Consider the following 20,266-nt stretch of genomic DNA (forward strand, 5'->3'; position numbering starts at 1 on the left):
GATTAACCTTTCAGACTGTTCAAATCGGCCACATTGATTGTGTTACGGTTACGGAACACCAACACCATAATAGCCAAACCGATAGCAGATTCGGCAGCAGCTACCGTCAATACGAAAAATACGAAAATCTGGCCGGCGGTATCACCCAAATGCTGTGAAAATGCGATGAAATTAAAATTAACCGACAATAACATCAGCTCAATCGACATCAACAGAATCAGCACATTTTTACGGTTCATAAAAATGCCCATAGCACTGATACCGAAGAGAAGCGCAGCCAAAACCAAGTAATGCGTTAAGGTAATCATGCTTTGCCCTCCTCTTCTTCTTGGCCGTCTGAAACTTCTTTTTCTTCAGACGGCACTACAGCTTCCATTTTCACCATGCGGAAACGGCCTTCTTTGGCGCTTACTTTTACTTGATCGGCAGGATTGATATAACGCGGGTTGTAAGTTTTACGATGTACCAAAGCAATGGCGGCAATCATACCCAGCACCAACAAAACACCGGCCAACTCAAACGGCAGCAGATACGTCGTATAAATCTGGCTGCCCAAATCACGAATATTATTGTAATCGGCAGGAATATCCTTCATTGCGCCGAAAGAGGCCAAATTGGTTTTCGGGTTCACCAGAATCAAAATCAGCGCAACGGCCATCAATATGCCGACCAAACCGGCAACGGGAGCATGCCGCCAGAAGCCGGCACGCATTTCCTCAATATCGATGTTCAACATCATAACCACGAACAAGAACAACACCATTACCGCACCGACATACACCAGCACCAAAGTAATGCCCAAAAACTCTGCTTGCATCAGCATCCAAATCATGGCGCTCGTGCTGAAAGTCAGCACCAGATAGAGTGCGGCATGCACGGGGTTTTTTACCGTTACGGTTTTCAGCGCGCCGAAAAGCACGATCGCCGCCAACACATAGAACAGAATGGTAGTAAAAGTCATCTTTCTGCTCCTTTAACGATACGGTGCATCTGCTGCTTTACGCTTGGCGATTTCATTTTCGTATTTATCGCCAATCGCCAGCAGCATCGGTTTGGTGTAATACAGATCGCCACGTTTTTCACCGTGATATTCCAAGATGTGTGTTTCCACAATCGCATCTACCGGGCAGGCCTCTTCACAGAAGCCGCAGAAAATACACTTGGTCAAATCAATATCATAACGTGTAGTGCGGCGGGTGCCGTCTTCACGTTGTTCGGATTCAATATTAATGGCCATCGCCGGGCAAACCGCTTCGCACAGTTTGCAGGCAATGCAGCGCTCTTCGCCGTTCGGATAACGGCGTTGTGCGTGCAAGCCGCGGAAACGCACGGATTGCGGCGTTTTTTCTTCGGGGAACATAATGGTTTCTTTGCGGGCGAAAAAGTTTTTGAGCGTAACACCCATGCCTTTTACCAATTCGCCTAGCAGGAAGGTTTTGACTAAATTTGCCATAATTACACCCTACCCTATTGTTGCGGATAGCTTTCTTTTAATTAAAAATTTATCTTGGTTAATAAAAAACTGTTTATTAAACAAATCACTTCCATAATATTTCTTCAAAAATTTTTCTGCATAAAAATTCAACCGACTGCCGTCAAATGCTTCGTTCTATTCATCGTGCCAATTTCAATATTCTAATTGCACCTAAAATTACCCATGCAAATACAATGACACCAACAATCAAATCTGGATAGGGTGATTGCCACCATAATACCAAAGCACCTGCCACAATCACTCCCAAATTTACCAATACATCATTAGAAGTAAAAATCATACTAGCCTGCATATGTTCTTCTTGACTACCATTTTGGCGCAATAAATACAAACACACTACGTTAGCCATTAAAGCCAAACATGACACCCACATCATCATTTTAAAATCAGGTAACATCTCAAAATCCCAAAATCGTTTTAACACTTCTATAAGACCCATTACAGCTAAAGTTATCTGAAACCACCCAGCCCAATACGCAATATTTTTCTTATAAATCGTACTTTTACCCACAGCCAATAAAGCCATAAAATAAACTAAGCTGTCTGCCAACATGTCCAAACTATCTGCTATCAAACCTACTGAGTGTGACCACCACCCTGCAATACTTTCAATCAGAAAGAACACAAAATTAATGACTAACACCACATACAACAACTTTTTCTGTTGTTGCTCAACAGGAATCTCTACTGAATCAACCCGCGTGTGCTCAATACATTGAATGTCCCAACCCAATGTTTGTAGATGTTCTAAAACAGATTTACCACCATCTTCATGGTACACCGTTAAAGTTTTATTTGATAAATTAAACTGAAGTTTTTTAACTTCAACCACATCATCTAATTTCATGCGAATTAACTGCTCTTCACAAGAACAATCCATTTGTGCGATACGAAAAACAGTTTTTTGTAAAACCATACTTCCTCTCCACATGATAAATGACTAATCTATCAATACACAAAAGCACCTTCAGCTTTGTTATTTTGCAATCTTTTTCAATAGAAAAAAACACACTCTCTTGTCTCAAGATACTTATTACATACGATTAACGGTAAGCTTTCAAATTTCAATGTAATCTCATCAACTACGACCATAGGCTTAGGGGCGAAATCATCCACAAGCCGAGCAATACGATGCACACAAAGGTTACCGGAATCAGCACTTTCCAGCCCAAACGCATGATTTGGTCGTAACGGTAACGCGGGAAAGTGGCACGAATCCACAAATAGCCGTAAAGGATAAAGGCCATTTTCAAGAACATCCAAAATGCGCTCGGCGTACCGATCATGCCCCAGCTTTGCGGGAACGGAGACAGCCAACCGCCTAAGAACATGATGGCGGTAAGCGCACCGATCAGAATCATGAAAATATATTCGGCAAGGAAGAACAGGGCAAATGCAAAGCCCGAATACTCCACATGGAAACCTGCCACGATTTCCGACTCGCCTTCGGCAACGTCGAACGGTGCACGGTTGGTTTCGGCTACGGCGGAAATCAGATACACGATAAACACAGGGAACAATGCAAACCAGTTCCAAGAGAAAATCGAACCGCCTGCAATACCTTTGGCTTGGCTGGCAACAATTTCGTTGAAGTTCATACTTCCTGAAACCATAACCACACATACCAAAGCCGCACCCATGGCGATTTCATAGGAAATAGTTTGTGCAGACGAACGCATCGCCCCCAAAAACGAATATTTGGAGTTGGATGCCCAACCTGCAATGATCACACCGTACACAGACAAAGAAGTAATCATCAAAATATACAGCAAGCCCGCATCAACATTGGTCAGCAACCATTCGTCAGAAAACGGAATCACAGCCCAAGCCGCAAAAGCCGGCATCAGCGACATCATCGGACCGATATAAAACAAGGCCTTATTCGACAGTTTCGGACGGGTTACTTCTTTAAACAACAGCTTTAACACGTCGGCAAACGGCTGAATCAAACCGAACGGGCCGGTAACGTTGGGGCCGACACGCAGCTGCATATAGCCGATCACTTTGCGCTCGAAATAAGTCAGATAAGCCACGGTCAGAATCAGCGGGGCCAAAATCAAGACGATTTTGACCAGAATCGACACAACCAAGCCGATATCATTCCCCAATAAGGATTGGAACCACTCTTGCATCATTAAGCTCCCGCCAATTCAATCGTGTTCATCAACGCACCCAACGCGGCATTTTCAGTATGCAGCGGCAGATACACCACATTTTCAGACAGGCCTGCGTCCGCAACCACAGTGACCCGGATGCGCTCGGCACCCTGCCCTGCTTGCGCGCTTGCACCATCTTGCAAGCCCAAAGCTGCCAACGTATTGGGATGCAGACGGGCAGCAGGCACTTGTGCATGGCTGGTTGCCTGCAGCGGAGCCGAACGGCGCACAATCGGATCGGTATGGTAAATACCGACGCCGCCTACACGCACCAATTGACCCGCAGCTTGATTCGCCTGCACTTGAATATCGGCAGCGTTATTCAGTTTTTCAGACAGGCCTTCTTTATTGACGGCTTCTTTCAGCACTTGCTCGCTGCTGTCGAACTCAAAGCCTTCCAGCTCGAACACATTGCCCAACACACGCAGCACTTTCCATAAGGGGCGTGAATCGGCAAAGCCTTTTACCACGCCGTGGAACGATTGCACGCGGCCTTCCATGCTGATAAAGCTGCCTGAAGTTTCGGTGAACGGCGCAATCGGCAGCATCACATCGCACACTTCGCGCAAGGTTTCGCTTTCAAACGGCGTAAATGCCATCACGCTCTGAGCTTGTTTTAAGACGGCCACAGCTTTACCGCCGTTTGCCACATCGATTTCAGGCTCTACATTCAGCAGCAACACGGCTTTTTTCGGTTGCGCCAACATTTCCTGAATGCTGTTGCCGCTGTTCACGCCCAAGATATCCGCGCCCACGCTGTTGGCAGCTTGCGGCAGAATGCCCAAAACCGCGCCGGTAGCCGCAGCCAATTCCTGAGCGGCAGCATAAACCGCGGCATAATCAGGGTGGTTTTGTACTTCGGCGCCCAACACAATCGCGGCTTTTTCAGCATTTTTCAGGCTGGCGGCTACGCCTTGTTCCAAATCCTGCGCCAAGTTTTTCAGACGGCCTGCCCATTCATTCGGGTGTACCGCTTCTTGCGCCAGCAACGGCATGTGCAATTCTTCTTTGCTGCCGGCAATAATGCTCAAGGCCATATAAGATTTGGCGGCACGGCGCAAACGGGCGGTTAACAGCGGCTGTTCTTTACGCAGGTTGGCACCTACGACCAGCACTGCATCGCTGTTGCCTAAATCTTCAATGCTTTGACCCAACCATTGCGCACCTTTCAGACGGCCTGTTAAACGGTTGTCTTGCTGTTGCAGGCGGGTATCGAAATGTTTGATGCCCAAACCGTTGGCCAGTTTTTTCGCTAAGTACAGCTCTTCTACGGTATTCATCGGGTTCGCCCAAATACCGATTTGCTCTTTGCCGTCTTCTTTGGCAATGCAGTCTAAAGTTTTGCGCACATATTCCAGCGCAGTCGGCCAATCCACTTCATGCCATTCGCCGCCATGCTTGATTTTCGGTGTTTTCAGACGGCTTTCGTGATACAGGCCTTCGTAGGCGAAACGGTCGCGGTCGGAAATCCAGCATTCGTTAACGGCTTCGTTTTCCAACGGCAACACGCGGCGCACGGTATGCTCTTTGGTTTGCACGATTAAGTTGCTGCCCAACGCATCATGCGCAGAGATGGTTTTACGGCGGCTCAATTCCCAAGAACGGGCATCGTAGCGGAACGGTTTGCTGGTTAACGCACCTACCGGACACAAATCAATCACGTTACCGGACAGCTCGGTTTCCACCGCTTTGCCGATAAACGGCATGATTTCGGAAAACTCGCCGCGGTTGGCCATAGCGATTTCCTGCATACCGGCGATTTCTTCGGTAAAGCGCACGCAGCGGGTGCAGTGGATACAGCGGCTCATTTCTTCCGCAGACACCAACGGCCCCATATCTTTGCCGACAACGGAACGTTTTTCTTCCTGATAACGGCTGGAAGATTTGCCGTAACCCACGGCCAAATCTTGAAGCTGGCACTCACCGCCCTGGTCGCAAATCGGGCAATCCAACGGGTGGTTGATGAGCAGAAACTCCATCACCCCTTCTTGCGCTTGCTTGGCCTTTGGAGAATGTGTGTGTACCACCATACCGTCCGTTACCGGCGTAGCGCAGGCAGGCAGCGGTTTGGGCGCTTTCTCCACCTCCACCAAGCACATGCGGCAGTTGGCAGCAATAGACAATTTTTTGTGGTAGCAGAAATGCGGGATATACGTGCCCAGCTCGTGCGCCGCTTCCATCACGGTCGCGCCCTGCTTGACTGCAATCTGTTTACCGTCGATTTCAATTTGTAACATGGTGTGTTTCCTAGTTACGGATTTTTAAGAATTTTACTTAAGCCGTCTGAAAGAAAAAATTTTTCATACCGACATTTTATACTTTGCTTTTAAACAGCCTGTGTTATTCAGGCGGTTTGTTGCAAATCGTTTGAGGCCGTCTGAAACGCCGGAAATTTCTATCGCCTGCTCCCTCTTTTGAGGAAGCGTACATCTTTGTAAGCAGGCAGCCTTTGTGGTTGCTATAACAAACTTGGTTTCAACATATACAAGGGTATGTGGCGAAGCCATGCACACAGACTTCAAAATGTAGGCAACATGTGCCTATCGGTAGTACAAACCCTACATTTAACGTTCTAATCTACCCAACCACGCCAGATAATCCGCCGCACTTTTCTCTATTACCTGCAAGGCTTCTTCGGTATAGCCTGCATTGCTGTCTATGGTATGGAAAGCAAACATCGGCCGGTAGTCCGCACTACAGTAATTCATCGTCAGTTCAAACGGACGTAGGGCTTCAGCCACGGTGTAACCCACCGCGCCACCTGCCTGATAGTCGGCAGCAGGTGTGCCAAGCGAAACAGCGATAGCCGTTTTCTTGCCTGCCAATGCCTTACCCATCGAACCGTATGCCCAACCATAAGTCAGCACTTCATCTACCCACTGCTTCAGCAACGGCGGGCAGTTAAACCAGTAAACAGGGAATTGCAATACGAGGTTTTCGTGCGCTTCCACCCGTTTCTGTTCAGCACCCACATCAATTTTGCCGTCGGGATAAGTACGGTAGAGTTCATGAACGGTAAAGCGTTCGGGGTATTTTTTCAGTTCTTCTACCCAACGTTTATTTACTATAGATTGGGTAATATCGGGATGGGTAACAATAATCAAGGTTTTACTCACAGCAACCTCCTTCAACTGTTTAACACCACTTATGCGCCTTCATCGGTCCGCCGTGCTCAATATAGTGTTCAAACTCATGACGGAAATGCTTGGTAAAGCTGCGCACGGGGAACACAGCGGCATCGGCCAAGGCGCAAATGGTGCGGCCGGCCATGTTGTTGCCAACGGAATCCAGCAAATCCAAATCTTCGGGGCGGCCTTTACCTTCGGCAATGCGGTGAACCACTCGGTACAGCCAGCCGGTACCTTCGCGGCACGGCGTACATTGGCCGCAGGATTCTTCATAGTAGAAATAGCTCAAGCGCTCCAGCGCTTTTACCATGCACACGTCTTCGTCCATCACGATAATCGCACCCGAACCCAACATAGAACCTGCTTTAGCGATGGAATCGTAGTCCATATTCAAGCCCATCATGATGTCGGCAGGGAGTACGGGGGCAGACGAACCGCCCGGAATCACGGCTTTAAGTTTCTTGCCGTCTTTCATGCCGCCGGCCATTTCCAACAGTTTGGCAAACGGCGTGCCTAACGGCACTTCGTAGTTGCCGGGGCGCTCAACGTGGCCGGAAATGGAAAACAGCTTGGTACCGCCCGCGTTTTCAATGCCTTTATCGGCAAACGCCTGACCGCTGTCGCGGATAATAAACGGCACGGAAGCAAAGGTTTCGGTGTTGTTGATGGTGGTAGGTTTGCCATATAAACCGAACGAAGCCGGGAACGGCGGTTTGAAGCGCGGCTGGCCTTTTTTACCTTCCAGCGACTCCAGCAAAGCGGTTTCTTCACCGCAGATATATGCGCCGTAACCATGATGGGCAAACAGCTCGAATGAAAAGTCCGTACCCATGATGTTTTTGCCTAAGAAACCTGCATCACGCGCTTCTTGCAAGGCAGCTTCAAAGCGTTGATAGCCTTCGAAAATCTCGCCGTGGATATAGTTATAACCCGCTTCGGCACCCATCGCGTAACCGGCAATAATCATGCCCTCAATCAAAGAATGCGGGTTGAAGTTGATGATGTCGCGGTCTTTGAATGTGCCGGGTTCGCCTTCGTCGGTGTTGCAGACAACATATTTCGCACCGGGAAAAGAACGCGGCATAAAGCTCCACTTCAAACCGGTGGGGAAGCCTGCACCGCCACGACCACGCAAACCCGAAGTTTTCACTTCGGAAATCACGTCGTCTTGCGACATGTTTTCAGTCAGGATTTTACGCAGCGCTTGGTAGCCGCCGCGCGCTTGGTATGCTTCCAAGTGCCAACAGTCGGGATTGCGGGTATCGACGTTTTCAAAAATCACGCCTGATTGGAAAATAGCCATTTGCTTAGCCCTAATCGGTTAATCTTCTTCAATCTTTTGTTTTGCCGCCCAACCGCCTGATGCGGTTATGCGCTGATATTTTTTACATGCCTGTCTGAAGGGTTTTCAGACGGCCTTTCAGGTAGCCTTGTTGAGGCCGTCTGAAAAGGAATTTTTTAAAATGTTTAAAATGCTTCGCCGTATCGGATTCAAATGCCTTTAACGTTTTGTAGGTCGGATTCTTGAATCCGACATTTACTTTGGCTCGACAACAGTCGGATTCAAGAATCCGACCTACGACTCGCTGAAGTCAAAATATTTCTTGCGCGACCCCATAGATAATTTAGGGCCATATCTAAAACTTCCATATTTCTCAAGAAATTTCTTTAAATCTTCACGTCTTTTCCAAGCATCTTCCAACAAACTCCGCTTTCTTAATCCGGAAATAATTTCATCGATTCCACTAAGCCCTAAATCTTTTAAGGCTGATCGTATGTCTTCTTCCACAATTTCTTCCCTAAGTTTAATTTAGATGCCATAAAGCACAATAAAATTACAAGCCAAATTTCTAGGTAGCCCTTACTGCAACTCCGCCAATTTTTTCTCAATGGCTTCTTCAGTCATAAAGCTGCACATTTTGTGGTTGTTCACCAACATCACGGGGGCATCGCCGCACGCGCCCATGCACTCGCCTTCCACTAAGGTGTAGAGGCCGTCTGAAGTGGTTTCGCCGAAACCGATGCCGAGTTTCTGTTTCAGGTATTCGGCGGCATTCACTCCGCCGCGCAGGGCGCAAGGCAGGTTGGTGCAGACGGTCAGCTTGTATTTGCCTACCGGATGCAGGTCGTACATATTGTAGAAAGTGGCCACTTCGTAGGCGGCAGCCGGTGCGATGCCGACATAGTTGGCAACAAATTCAATGATTTCAGGCGTCAACCAGCGTTTTTCTACTTGGGCGATACGCAATGCACCCATGATGGCGGAACGGCGTTGGTCGGCCGGATATTTCGCCAGCTCGACGTCGATTTGTTTTAAAGATTCTGCGGATAACATTATCGGTCTACCTCCCCGAATACGATGTCTTGCGTACCGATGATGGCCACCACGTCGGCCAACATGTGGCCGCGTGCCATTTCGTCCATGCCTTGCAGATGGGCAAAGCCGGGTGCGCGGATTTTCAGGCGGTAGGGTTTGTTGGCGCCGTCTGAAATCATGTAAATGCCGAACTCGCCTTTGGGGTGCTCGACGGCAGTATAGGTTTCACCTTCGGGCACGTGCATGCCTTCGGTAAACAGTTTGAAATGGTGGATCAAGTCTTCCATGCCCATTTTCATTTCGGTGCGTTTGGGCGGCGCGACTTTGTGGTTTTCGACAATCACGGGGCCTGGGTTGGCTTTGAGCCATTGCACGCATTGCTTAATGATGCGGTTGGATTCGCGCATTTCGTTGATACGGCAGAGGTAACGGTCGTAGCAGTCGCCGTTTACGCCGACGGGAATGTCGAAATCAACATTGGCATAGGCATCGTACGGTGCTTTTTTGCGGATGTCCCACTCCACGCCTGAACCGCGAAGCATCACGCCGGTAAAGCCTTTTTGCAGCGCGCGCTCGGGAGAAACCACGCCGATGCCGACGGTACGCTGCTTCCAAATACGGTTGTCGGTAAGCAGGCTTTCGTATTCATCTACGCAAGAGGGGAAGCGTTCGGTAAAGGCTTCGATAAAGTCGAGCATCGTGCCTTCGCGCGATTCGTTCAGCTTTTTCAACACTTTGGCATTGCGGAATTTGCTGGATTCATACTTAGGCATAAAATCGGGCAAATCGCGGTACACGCCTCCGGGGCGGAAGTAGGCCGCGTGCATACGCGCACCGGATACGGCTTCGTATAAGTCCATCAGCTCTTCACGTTCGCGGAAGGCATACAGGAATACGGTCATCGCGCCGATATCGAGCGCGTGCGAACCGATACCCATCAGGTGGTTCAAAATACGGGTAACTTCGGCAAACATCACGCGGATGTATTGGGCACGGATCGGCACTTCGACACCGGTCAGTTTTTCTACCGCCAAACAATAGGCTTGTTCGTTGACCATCATGGAAACGTAGTCCAAGCGGTCCATATAAGGCAGGGTTTGCAGATAAGTGCGGGTTTCGGCCAGTTTCTCAGTACCGCGGTGAAGCAGGCCGATATGCGGGTCGGCGCGAACGATGGTTTCGCCTTCCAGCTCCAGAATCATACGCAGTACGCCGTGCGCGGCAGGGTGCTGCGGGCCGAAGTTGATGGTGTAGTTTCTTAATTTATTAGCCACCGTAGTTCTCCTCGCGGACGATGCGCGGGGTAATTTCGCGCGGCTCGATGGTTACGGGTTGGTAAATCACGCGTTTTTCGGCTTCGTCGTAACGCATTTCTACATAGCCGGAAATCGGGAAATCTTTTCGGAAAGGATGGCCGACAAAACCGTAATCCGTCAGGATACGGCGCAAATCGGGGTGGTTGTTGAACATGATGCCGAACAAATCAAATGCTTCGCGCTCATACCAATCGGCACTGTTATAGATTTCGACCACGGAATCGACAATAGGAAAATCATCGTCATCCGCCCACGCCCGCACGCGGATACGCTGGTTGTTTTTGATAGACAGAAGCTGGCTGACTACGGCAAAACGTTTGCCTTCCCAAACTTCGTTTTTATATGTGCTGTAATCCACTCCGCACAAATCAACTAATTGCTCGAAATGCAGTTCTTCATGGTCGCGCAGAATGTTCATTATTTCTGAATAATCTTTTGCAGCACATTCGACCGTTACTTCATTCAAAGTCAGAATAACTTTGGAGGCTTTGTCGCCCAGAATACGGGTAGCGGTTTCGTGCAAGGTTTTTACATTTGCCATAACACCCTCCTAATCCCGTGCAATCGTTGATGTGCGTTTGATTTTTTGTTGAAGCTGAATCAAACCGTAAATCAATGCTTCGGCTGTCGGCGGACAACCGGGCACATAAACGTCTACCGGCACAATGCGGTCGCAACCGCGCACCACCGAATAGGAATAATGATAATAACCACCGCCGTTGGCACAAGACCCCATCGACAACACCCAGCGGGGCTCGGCCATCTGGTCGTATACGCGGCGCAGGGCGGGGGCCATTTTGTTGCACAAGGTACCGGCCACAATCATCAAATCGGACTGCCGCGGAGAGGGTCGGAAAATAATCCCGAATCGGTCGAGGTCGTAACGCGACGCGCCGGCCTGCATCATTTCAACCGCGCAGCAAGCCAAACCAAATGTTACCGGCCACAGTGAGCCGGTACGCATATAGTTGAGCACAGTATCTGCACTGGTGGTAATGAAACCTTTTTTCAAAACGCCTTCTATTCCCATTCTAAAGCGCCTTTTTTCCATTCATAAACAAAACCTATCGTGAGAATCACGATAAACACAAACATCGACCAGAAACCGAATGCTCCCAATTCTTTGAACACGACTGCCCACGGAAACATGAAAGCGATTTCCAAATCAAAAAGAATAAATAATATTGCAACCAGATAGTAACGCACGTCGAATTTCATACGCGCATTTTCAAAAGCTTCGAAGCCGCATTCAAACGGCGCATCTTTTTCCGCATAGTGCCGTTTCGGACCGAGCAGATTGCCCAGAGCGAGAAACACTACACCGGCAATCAGGCCGATGAGGATAAAGACAAATACGGGAAAATAATTAGCCAACATGGTTTGTACCTGAAAGTGTTAACATGAAAATGCTGGTAAAACGCTTTTTCATTGTAGCGAATTTCAGGAATGTTTAAAAGTTGGAGCATTAAAAAAATCCTTGAAAAACCTAATAATTTCAAACTCTTAATGATAACGATTATCATTAATTCGATTTAATCACTAACAAAACTGCATCATTTTAAAGTTTACAAATCGTTATTTCGACCTTAATAGCCTTTACTGTGATTAAAATATAATTAACTTTTCTTAATGCTTGAATTCATGCCTCAAATCTTTGTTTTAACGGAATTTAATTGCAATGTAGCATTATGTAGTAAAAGCCGCTTTCTGCCATTGTTAACAACCATCTCTAAAATTAAAGAAATATATAAAAATCAAAATGTTGAATTATTAACATCTTAATTGGCGCAATATAAAACCAAAAGGCCGCCTGAAACTTTTATTCAGACGGCCTTCTTTTCACTACTTCTTATTACTGCCGATTATTCTATGTGCCCTGCCAAGAATCCGCCGCTTTGGTGCGCCCACAGTTTGGCATACAAACCGTTTTTCTCCAGCAGTTCGGCATGGCTACCCTCTTCGACGATACGGCCTTTGTCGAGCACAATCAGCCTGTCCATGGCGGCAATGGTGGATAAACGGTGGGCGATGGCGATCACGGTTTTGTTTTCCATCATTTTATCTAGGCTTTCCTGAATCGCCGCTTCCACTTCGGAATCCAGCGCGCTGGTGGCTTCATCGAGCAGCAGAATCGGCGCATCTTTCAGCATCACGCGGGCGATGGCGATACGCTGGCGCTGGCCGCCTGAAAGTTTCACCCCGCGCTCGCCCACATGGGCATCGTATCCTTTGCGGCCTTTGGCATCAGAAAGGTTGGGAATGAAATCGGCGGCTTCGGCACGGCGGGCGGCCTGCATCATTTCTTCTTCGGTGGCATCGGGGCGGCCGTAGATGATGTTGTCGCGCACGGAGCGGTGCAGCAGGCTGGTATCTTGGGTGACCAAGCCGATTTGGGCGCGCAGGCTTTCTTGAGTGATGTCGGTAACGTTTTGGCCATCAATGGTAATGCTGCCGCTTTGCGCTTCATAAAATCTGAGCAGCAAATTCACGATGGTGGACTTGCCGGCACCGGAACGCCCGATCAAGCCGACTTTTTCGCCGGGTTTGATATACAGGTTAAAGCCGTTGAGCAACGGTTTGCCTGCTTCATAAGAAAAATCGACATGTTCGAAACGGATGTCGCCGTGCGCCACTTTCAGCGGCAGGGCATTGGGCTTGTCAACAATCGTGTGCGGCTTGGAAAGCGTACCCATGCCGTCGCTCACCGTGCCGATGTTTTCAAACAGGCGGGCGGATTCCCACATGATGTATTGCGACAAACCGTTCACGCGCAAAGCCATAGCCGTGGCGGTGGCAATCGCGCCGACACCGACCTGCCCGTGATGCCACAGCCAAATGCCCAATGCGGCGGTGGACAAGGTGAGCGACGTATTCACAATAAAATTACAAGTATATAAAGTGGTGGCCAAACGCATTTGCGCATGCACCGTTACCATAAATTCCTGCATGGATTGCTTGGCATAGCCCGCCTCGCGCGCACCGTGCGAAAACAGCTTGACCGTCGTAATGTTGGAATAAGCATCGGTGATGCGGCCGGTCATCAGCGAACGCGCATCCGCCTGCCGCTTCGCCGTTTGCGCCAGCTTGGGAATCAGCACGCGCATCACGGCACCGAATGCGATAATCCAGCATACGAACGGCAGCAGCAGCCAACCGTCAAACGCCGCCAGAATCACGCCCGAGCTGATGAAATACACCAGCACATACACCACCATATCGGCCAGCGTCATCACCGTATCACGCACCGCCAGTGCCGTTTGCATCACTTTTGCGGAAACCCGCCCGGCAAATTCGTCCTGATAAAAACCGAGGCTCTGCCCCAGCATCAGGCGGTGGAAATTCCAACGCAACCGCATCGGAAACACGCCTTGCAGCGTTTGCAGGCGCACGTTTGATGCAATGAAATGCCACAGCACGGCAAACGCCATCAACGCCGCCATGCCCGACAAAGCCCAGCCCTTTTCCGCCCACAAGGTTTGCGGCGTATATTGGCCCAGCCAATCGACCACTTTGCCCATAAACTGAAACAGCAAGGCTTCCATAATGCCGATGCCGACCGTCATCAACGCCAACACCGCAATCCAACCGCGCATGCCTTCCATGCTGCTCCACAAAAAACGCCACAAGCCTTTTTCAGGCGTTTTCGGCAACGTATCGGGATAGGGGTCGATACGGGATTCGAACCAATCAAATATTTTCTTCATCATGCTTTCACTGCTTAATCATAACGGCTTGCAACATTTTCAGACGGCCTCGGAGGGTTGCACACCCTAAAGAGGCCGTCTGAAAACTATTTCAACAAATTCTTCAAAGCCAAACGCACGCCTTCACCCACATCGGTTCCCGCTGGAATACCTTTCACTGCGGCTTTGGCCTCGCGTTCGTTGTAGCCCAAAGCCAGCAGCGTGCTGACCATATCGTCGGTTTCGTCCGGCGCGGCGGCGGGAGCGAACAGACCGGCGGCGGTTTGCTCCGATACCAGCTTGCCGCGCAGCTCCAGCACCATACGTTCGGCGGTTTTTTTGCCGATGCCGGGCGCGGAAGAAAGCCGTTTCACATCTTCCTGCGCCACGGCCTGCGCCAATTCGTCCGAAGTCATGGCCGACAAAATACCCAATGCGGTTTTGGCTCCGATACCGCTCACCTTCACCAACTGGCGGAACGTGGCGCGTTCGGCGGCCGAGGCAAATCCGAACAGCAGATGCGCATCTTCGCGCACCACAAGCTGGGTATAAAGCTGCACGGTTTCGTTAAGCGGCGGCAGCAGATAAAAAGTCTGCATCGATACATCGACTTCGTAACCCACCCCGCCGACATCAATCACGATTTGCGGTGGTGTTTTTTCGATGAGTTTGCCGGTGAGTCTGCTGATCATGGTTGCTTCCGTTCGGTATTGTGGGATATGGCTGTGGAACTGAACTTTCCACAGTTACCGCAAATAAACTTAACTACGGCGTTGCTGCCTTGCATCGAAAATAAGTTTATTTGCCATATAAAAATCATGGAGGCCGTCTGAAAAGGTTTTCAGACGGCCCCGCATTATACACCGCGCAAACAAAACGGCCTGCATCGCGCAGGCCGTCTGAAAAACAATTTTAAATAGCCGTCAGCATTTGGCTTTTGGCATCGTCGGCATGTTCCTGACGGTTGAACGGGCCCATTTTGACAACATATTCGCCGGCCTGTTTTTCCATCACCACTTTTTGCTCCATAGCGGCCGATTTCAAACGGCTGCCGGCGCGTTTCACATAATCGCGGGCTTCGGCTTTGGTATCGAAACTTTTCAGATTCACATAGATATTGCGGGCATCTGCCTGTGCAAAGTTTTCGGCTTTTTGGCCGCCCGGCAGGATTTGCTCCACACGCACCTTTGCCGTGCCTTTGTGGATGAAGCCCAATTTTTGGGCGGCGGCTTTGGACACGTCCACCACACGGCTGGCGTGGAACGGACCGCGGTCGTTGATGCGCACTACCACGCTTTTGCCGTTGGATAAATTGGTGATGCGGGCATAACTGGGAATCGGCAAGGTTTTATGTGCGGCAGTCATGGCGTTCATATTGTAACGCTCGCCGCTGGAGGTTTTACGGCCGTGGAATTGGCCGCCATACCATGACGCTTTACCGGTTTGGCTGAACGAAGATACTTTTTTTAACGGGGTGTAGCGTTTGCCGGCCACTTTGTAGCTCATATTGGCGGCACGATTCAGTTTTTCGGCTTTTACAACGGCATCGGCATTGGCGTTGCCGCTGAAAACCAGTCCTAATGAAAGAGCGGCAAATACGCCGGTAAAGAAAGTATTTTTGGCTTGGGTCAAAACAAATTCCAATTCTCGAGTTGATAACGCTGTGCTTCGGGAATCCGAAGCATTTTCAGACGGCCTGTTACAAACCGCCCTGATAGTCGTGCTGCCGCCACGCTTCAAACAACATCACGGCAACGGTATTCGATAAATTCATGCTTCTGCTGCCGGGCATCATCGGCAAGCGCAATTTTTGTTCCGCAGGCAGGCTGTTGAGAATTTCAGCCGGCAGGCCGCGGGTTTCGGGGCCGAACAAAAACACGTCCCCCGCTTCAAACTCCGCTTGGTCGGGGCGGGTGCTGCCTTTGGTGGTTAGCGCGAAAATGCGCCGCCCTGCCAGAGTTTTCAAACAATCGTCGAAATTTTCATGAACGGTCAGCTTGGCAAACTCATGGTAATCCAGCCCTGCCCGTTTCATCTTGCTTGAGTCCAGCGGAAAACCGAGCGGCTTGACCAGATGCAGATCCGCGCCGGTATTGGCGCACAAGCGGATAATGTTGCCCGTATTGGGCGGTATTTCAGGCTGGTATAAAACAACCGTAAACATTGGGAACCTTTTATTATTTATTTTGTCTTCTTTTGTAAATGTCTGTTGCGCCTGCTCTTAAAGATTCGGAAATACTGTTCCCTTTGAAAGCCGTTCCGTATGCCGCACAAAAAGCGCAACCGACGACAAAATGACAGATAGGTTCTATAAATCAAATATTTAAGAGCACGCACTATGCCTCAAACGGTAGGCATAGTCAAAAATCTTTGGTTATTTTTTCATTCGCGGATGTGCCAGTGCCCAGCAAAAAACTGCGGCAGCCCCCGCGCTTTTTAGCGTTCGCGCCAATTCTTCAATCGTTGCGCCTGTTGTAGTAACGTCGTCAATCAATAGTATCTTACGATTCTTAACACCGTGATTTTTCACTGTAAACACGTTCCGTACATTTTTACGGCGTTCGTTCCGTTTCAGCGTGCTTTGCGGCCGATGATGCCGTCTGAATATCGTATGATGCGGCAAAATTTCCCAACCGTAAACCCTGCCTACAATTTCAGCCAATTCGTCGCTCTGATTGAAACCGCGAAACAAACGCCTGTCTTTGCTTAACGGCACGGCCAGCACGGAATCGATTTCCGCACCGGCCAGCCACGGCGGCGCATGATCGAGCATCAGTGCCGACAAGGGGTTCAGCATACTCAAATCGGCCCGATGCTTAAACGCATGAATCATAGTGCTGACGGGCGGCTCGTAATAAACCGATATCCACAACTTTTCAAACGGCGGCGGCTTCCGCTGGCATTGCCCGCATATCGTGCCACCCGTGCTGACATTGGTGCAGCAAGGGCAGATATTGGCCGCATCGGTGCGCAATGCGGCCAAATCCGCCGCGCAACCTGCACACAGGCCGTCTGAAACGGCGGAAGCATGGCATAATACACAGCATTTCACGCCTGATAATTTACGCCACCACGAGAGTATGTTCATGCAGCATCCTGCCAAAAAAGTTTATCTGATCCACGGCTGGGCGGCGAACCGCCATATTTTCGACGACTTAACCCCGCGCCTGCCTGCCGGATGGGAAATCCGCACCGTCAATCTGCCCGGCCACGGCGATGCGCCGTTTAACGGCGAATTCGATGTCGCCGCGACCGCCGATATGATCGCCCGCCAAATCGATGAGCCGGCCTATCTGCTCGGCTGGTCGCTCGGCGGGCTGATTTCGCTTTATCTTGCGGCCAATTACCCTGAAAAAGTCCGCTCCCTCTGCCTGACCGCCAGCTTCGCCCGCTTCCAAGCCGCACCCGACTATCCGGAAGGCTTAACCAATCCGGCACTGGCGAAAATGATAGCGCTGTTTCAGCAAGATTATCATAAATATATGAAACAGTTTCTCCAGTTGCAATTTTTATATGCCAAAGAACAGCAACCCATCTTGGAAAAAGTGCTGCCCGACATCGTCAAACACGGCGCACCGGCGGCAATGCAGGCCGCGTTGGATGCCGTGGCCAATGCCGATGCCCGCGTGTTTTTGCCGGATATCGCCACCCCCACGCTGCTGATATTCGGCGGCAAAGATTCCATCACGCCCCCGCGCATGGGCGAATACCTGCACCGCCACTTGCCCGAAAGCGAGCTGTACATCATTCCCAAAGCCGCCCATGCGCCGTTTTTAACGCAGGCAGATGAATTTGCGGCCTTGTTGGCTGAATTTTTTGAACGGCACTAGCCGCTTTTTCAGACGGCCTGAAACTTTATTTGCCCGATTAAAACCTTTCCCAAATCCGCTGATACGAATGCCGCTCGGAAATTTGCAGAATCCTTCAACCGTTCGATGCGCGGCAACATATAAACAGGCCGTCTGAAAGATTTCAGACGGCCTGTTTAACCATTTGAATATGGAAATGCCGTTTACTTCAGCACCACCCGTATCCAACGGCTGACCCATATTTTCTGCTTTTGGGTGATCTGAGCCGTATCCGGCGTGTAGTGGCGGTCGGGCAGTTGGGCAAAATCGAACACTTTGGGCAGCGGCGTGCCTTTTACCGCCGGATAAACCCACATTTCAGACGGCAATGCTTTCTGCACTTCGCCGCTTTGCAGATAGCTCACCAACTTGGCCGCCAACGCAGGCTGTTTGGCACCGCGCAATACCGCCGCGCCTTCTACCTGACGGAAAACCGCGCCTTTCAAAAACAGGTTGCCGGTGGGCGGTGTTTGATACTTACCCTTACCGAAATGCACTTCGGCGGCCGGGCTGGTGGCATAGCTGACGATCAGCGGGCGCGAACCGCCGTTTTGCGTGAAATCGGTATAATAGCCGTCGCTCCAGCTTTTCGAGATTTTCACGCCGTTTTTACGCATGTCGGCCCACCACTTGAATGCCTGCTCTTCCCCCATGCCGGCAATATTGGCCATCAGAAAAGCCAAGCCGGGCGCGGAAGTGCCGGGGTTCGGGGCAACCAGCAGGTTTTTATATGCGGGTTTGGCTAAGTCGTCCAACGACTTCGGCAGCGGCAGGTTTTTCTGGTCGAACCATTTTTTATCGTAGTTCAACACCACATAAGCATAATCCACTGCCGCCGCACCGGGCAGCGTAACGTCCGTAGCGGCCGAGCGCGGCTGCTGCACCGCCAAAATGCCGCTTTGGGCGGCCTTGCCGATGTTTACATTATCCAAACCATATACCGCATCAGCAATCGGCTTGGCACGGCTGAGAATCAGTTTGTTGAGCATTTCATTGCCGCTCCCCGCCTTGATAACGGTTACTTTGGCCTTGTTTTCACGCTCGAATTTAACAAACGCATTTTTAGGCAAACTGAACGAATTGTGCACCACCAAACGTACTTCGGTTTGTGCCCACGCATTCAAGCTGAACAGCAACGCTCCCAAACTAAAAACAAATTTCTTATTCATTGTCATTTCCATCTTAATAAGATAATCAAGTGTGTTAATATTTTTTGTTATATACGGCTAACTTCTTCAATATAAAATATTTTAAATGTTATGGATTGTCAAACGATTTGGTTGTTCGACCTCGACAACACCCTCCATCATGCCGACAACGGCATCTTTTATTTAATCAACCGCCACATGACGGATTATCTTGCCCGCAAACTGGATTTGAGCACCGAAGCGGCATCGGCGCTGCGGCAGGATTACTGGCACCGCTACGGCGCAACGCTGGCGGGGTTGCAAAAACACCACCCCGAAATCTGCGTGGAAGAATTTTTACGACAAAGCCACCCTTTGCCTGAAATTCTGGCCGTACTGGTGCCGATGGAAAACACGATAGAAACTTTAGGCCGTCTGAAAGGTCGAAAAGCAATATTCTCCAACGGCCCCTCGTTTTACGTACAGGCGCTGGCCGATGCGCTGAATATCACGCCGTATTTCGATGCCCTCTTCGGCACCGACGATTTCGGCCTTTGCTACAAACCCGACGAACGGTCGTACCTCTCCGTTTGCCGCCGGCTGGATGCCCGCCCCGAAAACTGCATTATGATCGACGACAGTGCCGACAACCTTCATGCCGCCAAAGCCCTGAACATGCGCACGGTGTGGTTCGGCAGGCAGGCGCATCCGCTGCCGTTCGTCGATTTTGCCGCACCCGACATGGCGGCTCTGGCACGATGGGGCAAAGAAACGGACGAGTCGGATTCGTATGCTATCAATCAGTAAACAAATTGATTAAAATGACGGTCGGATTCCACATCAAATCTTTCAAAGGAAAAATCATGCGTTCTATCGTCTTACTGCTGGCCCTCTCCGCTTTGGGCGGCTGCTCTTGGGAAACCTACCAAACCGCCGACGGCCATACCTCGCTGCGTCAAAAATACGAACCCGGCACGCCCGTGTATTATCAAGACGGTTCATATTCCCGCAACATGAAATACAACCAATTCCGCCCCGAACAACGCGCCATCACGCGCAGCAGCGATGCGACCGAAGTGCGCGGCACAAACTGGAAAAAACCCGGAGCGCCGACACAGGAAGCCTCCGCTCCCGAGCCGACGGAACAAGTGCCTGCCGACATACAGCAGCAATAATTCCGAACATGCCGCCGTAAG

At 50.0% G+C, this 20,266-nt stretch carries 23 protein-coding genes; 3 read left to right on the forward strand and 20 right to left on the reverse strand.

The annotated features are described in order from the left end of the window. Positions 1-2: 2 nt before the first annotated feature. The 19 genes from nuoK to Q0X97_RS10035 form a co-directional block, all read right to left on the reverse strand. Positions 3-308 carry an NADH-quinone oxidoreductase subunit NuoK gene (nuoK, locus tag Q0X97_RS09945; RefSeq protein WP_302067724.1) on the reverse strand — a complete coding sequence of 102 codons (306 nt, stop codon included), beginning with the start codon at positions 306-308 and terminating at the stop codon, positions 3-5. Continuing rightward, a complete protein-coding gene (locus tag Q0X97_RS09950; RefSeq protein WP_302067725.1) occupies positions 305-961 on the reverse strand; it encodes an NADH-quinone oxidoreductase subunit J in 657 nt (218 codons plus the stop codon). Before Q0X97_RS09950 ends, nuoK begins: the two co-directional genes overlap by 4 nt. A gap of 12 nt (positions 962-973) precedes the next feature. Further along, positions 974-1,453: an NADH-quinone oxidoreductase subunit NuoI gene (gene nuoI, locus Q0X97_RS09955; RefSeq protein WP_085365827.1), complete on the reverse strand. Its 480-nt coding sequence runs from the start codon at positions 1,451-1,453 to the stop codon at positions 974-976. Positions 1,454-1,613: 160 nt separating this feature from the next. Then, entirely contained in the window at positions 1,614-2,411 is a 798-nt protein-coding gene (locus tag Q0X97_RS09960) for a cation transporter (protein WP_085356624.1), read from the reverse strand. A gap of 166 nt (positions 2,412-2,577) precedes the next feature. Further along, the gene (nuoH, locus tag Q0X97_RS09965) at positions 2,578-3,627 is read right to left on the reverse strand and encodes an NADH-quinone oxidoreductase subunit NuoH (RefSeq protein WP_302067330.1); all 1,050 of its coding nucleotides are present in this window, start codon (positions 3,625-3,627) and stop codon (positions 2,578-2,580) included. A 2-nt stretch (positions 3,628-3,629) separates the two neighbouring features. Next, entirely contained in the window at positions 3,630-5,888 is a 2,259-nt protein-coding gene (gene nuoG / locus Q0X97_RS09970) for an NADH-quinone oxidoreductase subunit NuoG (RefSeq protein WP_302067298.1), read from the reverse strand. A 327-nt stretch (positions 5,889-6,215) separates the two neighbouring features. Continuing rightward, positions 6,216-6,767, reverse strand: coding sequence for an NAD(P)H-dependent oxidoreductase (locus Q0X97_RS09975; RefSeq protein WP_302067299.1), 552 nt, complete (start codon positions 6,765-6,767; stop codon positions 6,216-6,218). A 19-nt stretch (positions 6,768-6,786) separates the two neighbouring features. Then, a complete protein-coding gene (gene nuoF, locus Q0X97_RS09980; RefSeq protein ID WP_302067300.1) occupies positions 6,787-8,082 on the reverse strand; it encodes an NADH-quinone oxidoreductase subunit NuoF in 1,296 nt (431 codons plus the stop codon). 273 nt (positions 8,083-8,355) lie between these two features. Continuing rightward, positions 8,356-8,568, reverse strand: a complete 213-nt coding sequence (locus tag Q0X97_RS09985; RefSeq protein ID WP_302067301.1) for a hypothetical protein — start codon at positions 8,566-8,568, stop codon at positions 8,356-8,358. 72 nt (positions 8,569-8,640) lie between these two features. Then, on the reverse strand, positions 8,641-9,114 hold the full coding sequence (gene nuoE / locus Q0X97_RS09990) for an NADH-quinone oxidoreductase subunit NuoE (RefSeq protein WP_302067302.1): 474 nt from the start codon (positions 9,112-9,114) through the stop codon (positions 8,641-8,643). Next, positions 9,114-10,370 (reverse strand): NADH dehydrogenase (quinone) subunit D, encoded by a 1,257-nt coding sequence (gene nuoD / locus Q0X97_RS09995; RefSeq protein WP_302067303.1) that lies wholly within the window; start codon positions 10,368-10,370, stop codon positions 9,114-9,116. The genes nuoE and nuoD overlap by 1 nt, the downstream gene beginning before the upstream one ends. Next, the gene (locus Q0X97_RS10000; protein ID WP_302067304.1) at positions 10,363-10,953 is read right to left on the reverse strand and encodes an NADH-quinone oxidoreductase subunit C; all 591 of its coding nucleotides are present in this window, start codon (positions 10,951-10,953) and stop codon (positions 10,363-10,365) included. Before Q0X97_RS10000 ends, nuoD begins: the two co-directional genes overlap by 8 nt. A gap of 9 nt (positions 10,954-10,962) precedes the next feature. After that, entirely contained in the window at positions 10,963-11,442 is a 480-nt protein-coding gene (locus Q0X97_RS10005; RefSeq protein WP_085390618.1) for an NADH-quinone oxidoreductase subunit B family protein, read from the reverse strand. After that, positions 11,433-11,789: an NADH-quinone oxidoreductase subunit A gene (locus Q0X97_RS10010; RefSeq protein WP_302067307.1), complete on the reverse strand. Its 357-nt coding sequence runs from the start codon at positions 11,787-11,789 to the stop codon at positions 11,433-11,435. The genes Q0X97_RS10005 and Q0X97_RS10010 overlap by 10 nt, the downstream gene beginning before the upstream one ends. A gap of 485 nt (positions 11,790-12,274) precedes the next feature. Further along, the gene (locus Q0X97_RS10015; RefSeq protein WP_302067308.1) at positions 12,275-14,119 is read right to left on the reverse strand and encodes an ABC transporter ATP-binding protein; all 1,845 of its coding nucleotides are present in this window, start codon (positions 14,117-14,119) and stop codon (positions 12,275-12,277) included. A gap of 83 nt (positions 14,120-14,202) precedes the next feature. Continuing rightward, the gene (gene ruvA, locus Q0X97_RS10020; protein WP_115134092.1) at positions 14,203-14,787 is read right to left on the reverse strand and encodes a Holliday junction branch migration protein RuvA; all 585 of its coding nucleotides are present in this window, start codon (positions 14,785-14,787) and stop codon (positions 14,203-14,205) included. Positions 14,788-15,007: 220 nt separating this feature from the next. Then, the gene (locus Q0X97_RS10025) at positions 15,008-15,670 is read right to left on the reverse strand and encodes a septal ring lytic transglycosylase RlpA family protein (protein WP_302067332.1); all 663 of its coding nucleotides are present in this window, start codon (positions 15,668-15,670) and stop codon (positions 15,008-15,010) included. A gap of 124 nt (positions 15,671-15,794) precedes the next feature. Further along, positions 15,795-16,259, reverse strand: a complete 465-nt coding sequence (trmL, locus tag Q0X97_RS10030) for a tRNA (uridine(34)/cytosine(34)/5-carboxymethylaminomethyluridine(34)-2'-O)-methyltransferase TrmL (protein WP_302067309.1) — start codon at positions 16,257-16,259, stop codon at positions 15,795-15,797. A gap of 210 nt (positions 16,260-16,469) precedes the next feature. Beyond that, on the reverse strand, positions 16,470-17,183 hold the full coding sequence (locus Q0X97_RS10035; protein ID WP_302067310.1) for a ComF family protein: 714 nt from the start codon (positions 17,181-17,183) through the stop codon (positions 16,470-16,472). Here Q0X97_RS10035 and bioH point away from each other — a divergent pair. Then, complete coding sequence (bioH, locus tag Q0X97_RS10040; protein WP_302067311.1) at positions 17,182-17,925, forward strand: pimeloyl-ACP methyl ester esterase BioH; 744 nt, start codon at positions 17,182-17,184, stop codon at positions 17,923-17,925. The genes Q0X97_RS10035 and bioH overlap by 2 nt on opposite strands. 182 nt (positions 17,926-18,107) lie before the next feature. On the opposite strand, the gene Q0X97_RS10045 is transcribed toward bioH, so the two are convergent. After that, positions 18,108-19,112 carry a thiamine ABC transporter substrate binding subunit gene (locus Q0X97_RS10045; protein WP_302067312.1) on the reverse strand — a complete coding sequence of 335 codons (1,005 nt, stop codon included), beginning with the start codon at positions 19,110-19,112 and terminating at the stop codon, positions 18,108-18,110. Between the two features lie 90 nt (positions 19,113-19,202). Between Q0X97_RS10045 and Q0X97_RS10050 the strand changes: the two genes are divergently transcribed. Both Q0X97_RS10050 and Q0X97_RS10055 read left to right on the forward strand, forming a co-directional pair. Continuing rightward, positions 19,203-19,877, forward strand: coding sequence for a pyrimidine 5'-nucleotidase (locus Q0X97_RS10050; RefSeq protein WP_302067313.1), 675 nt, complete (start codon positions 19,203-19,205; stop codon positions 19,875-19,877). 56 nt (positions 19,878-19,933) lie between these two features. Further along, complete coding sequence (locus Q0X97_RS10055; RefSeq protein ID WP_302067315.1) at positions 19,934-20,245, forward strand: spore cortex protein; 312 nt, start codon at positions 19,934-19,936, stop codon at positions 20,243-20,245. Positions 20,246-20,266: the final 21 nt, after the last annotated feature.

Origin of the sequence: Neisseria sp. MVDL19-042950 (assembly GCF_030504625.1) — a bacterium.
Classification (GTDB): Bacteria; Pseudomonadota; Gammaproteobacteria; order Burkholderiales; family Neisseriaceae; genus Neisseria.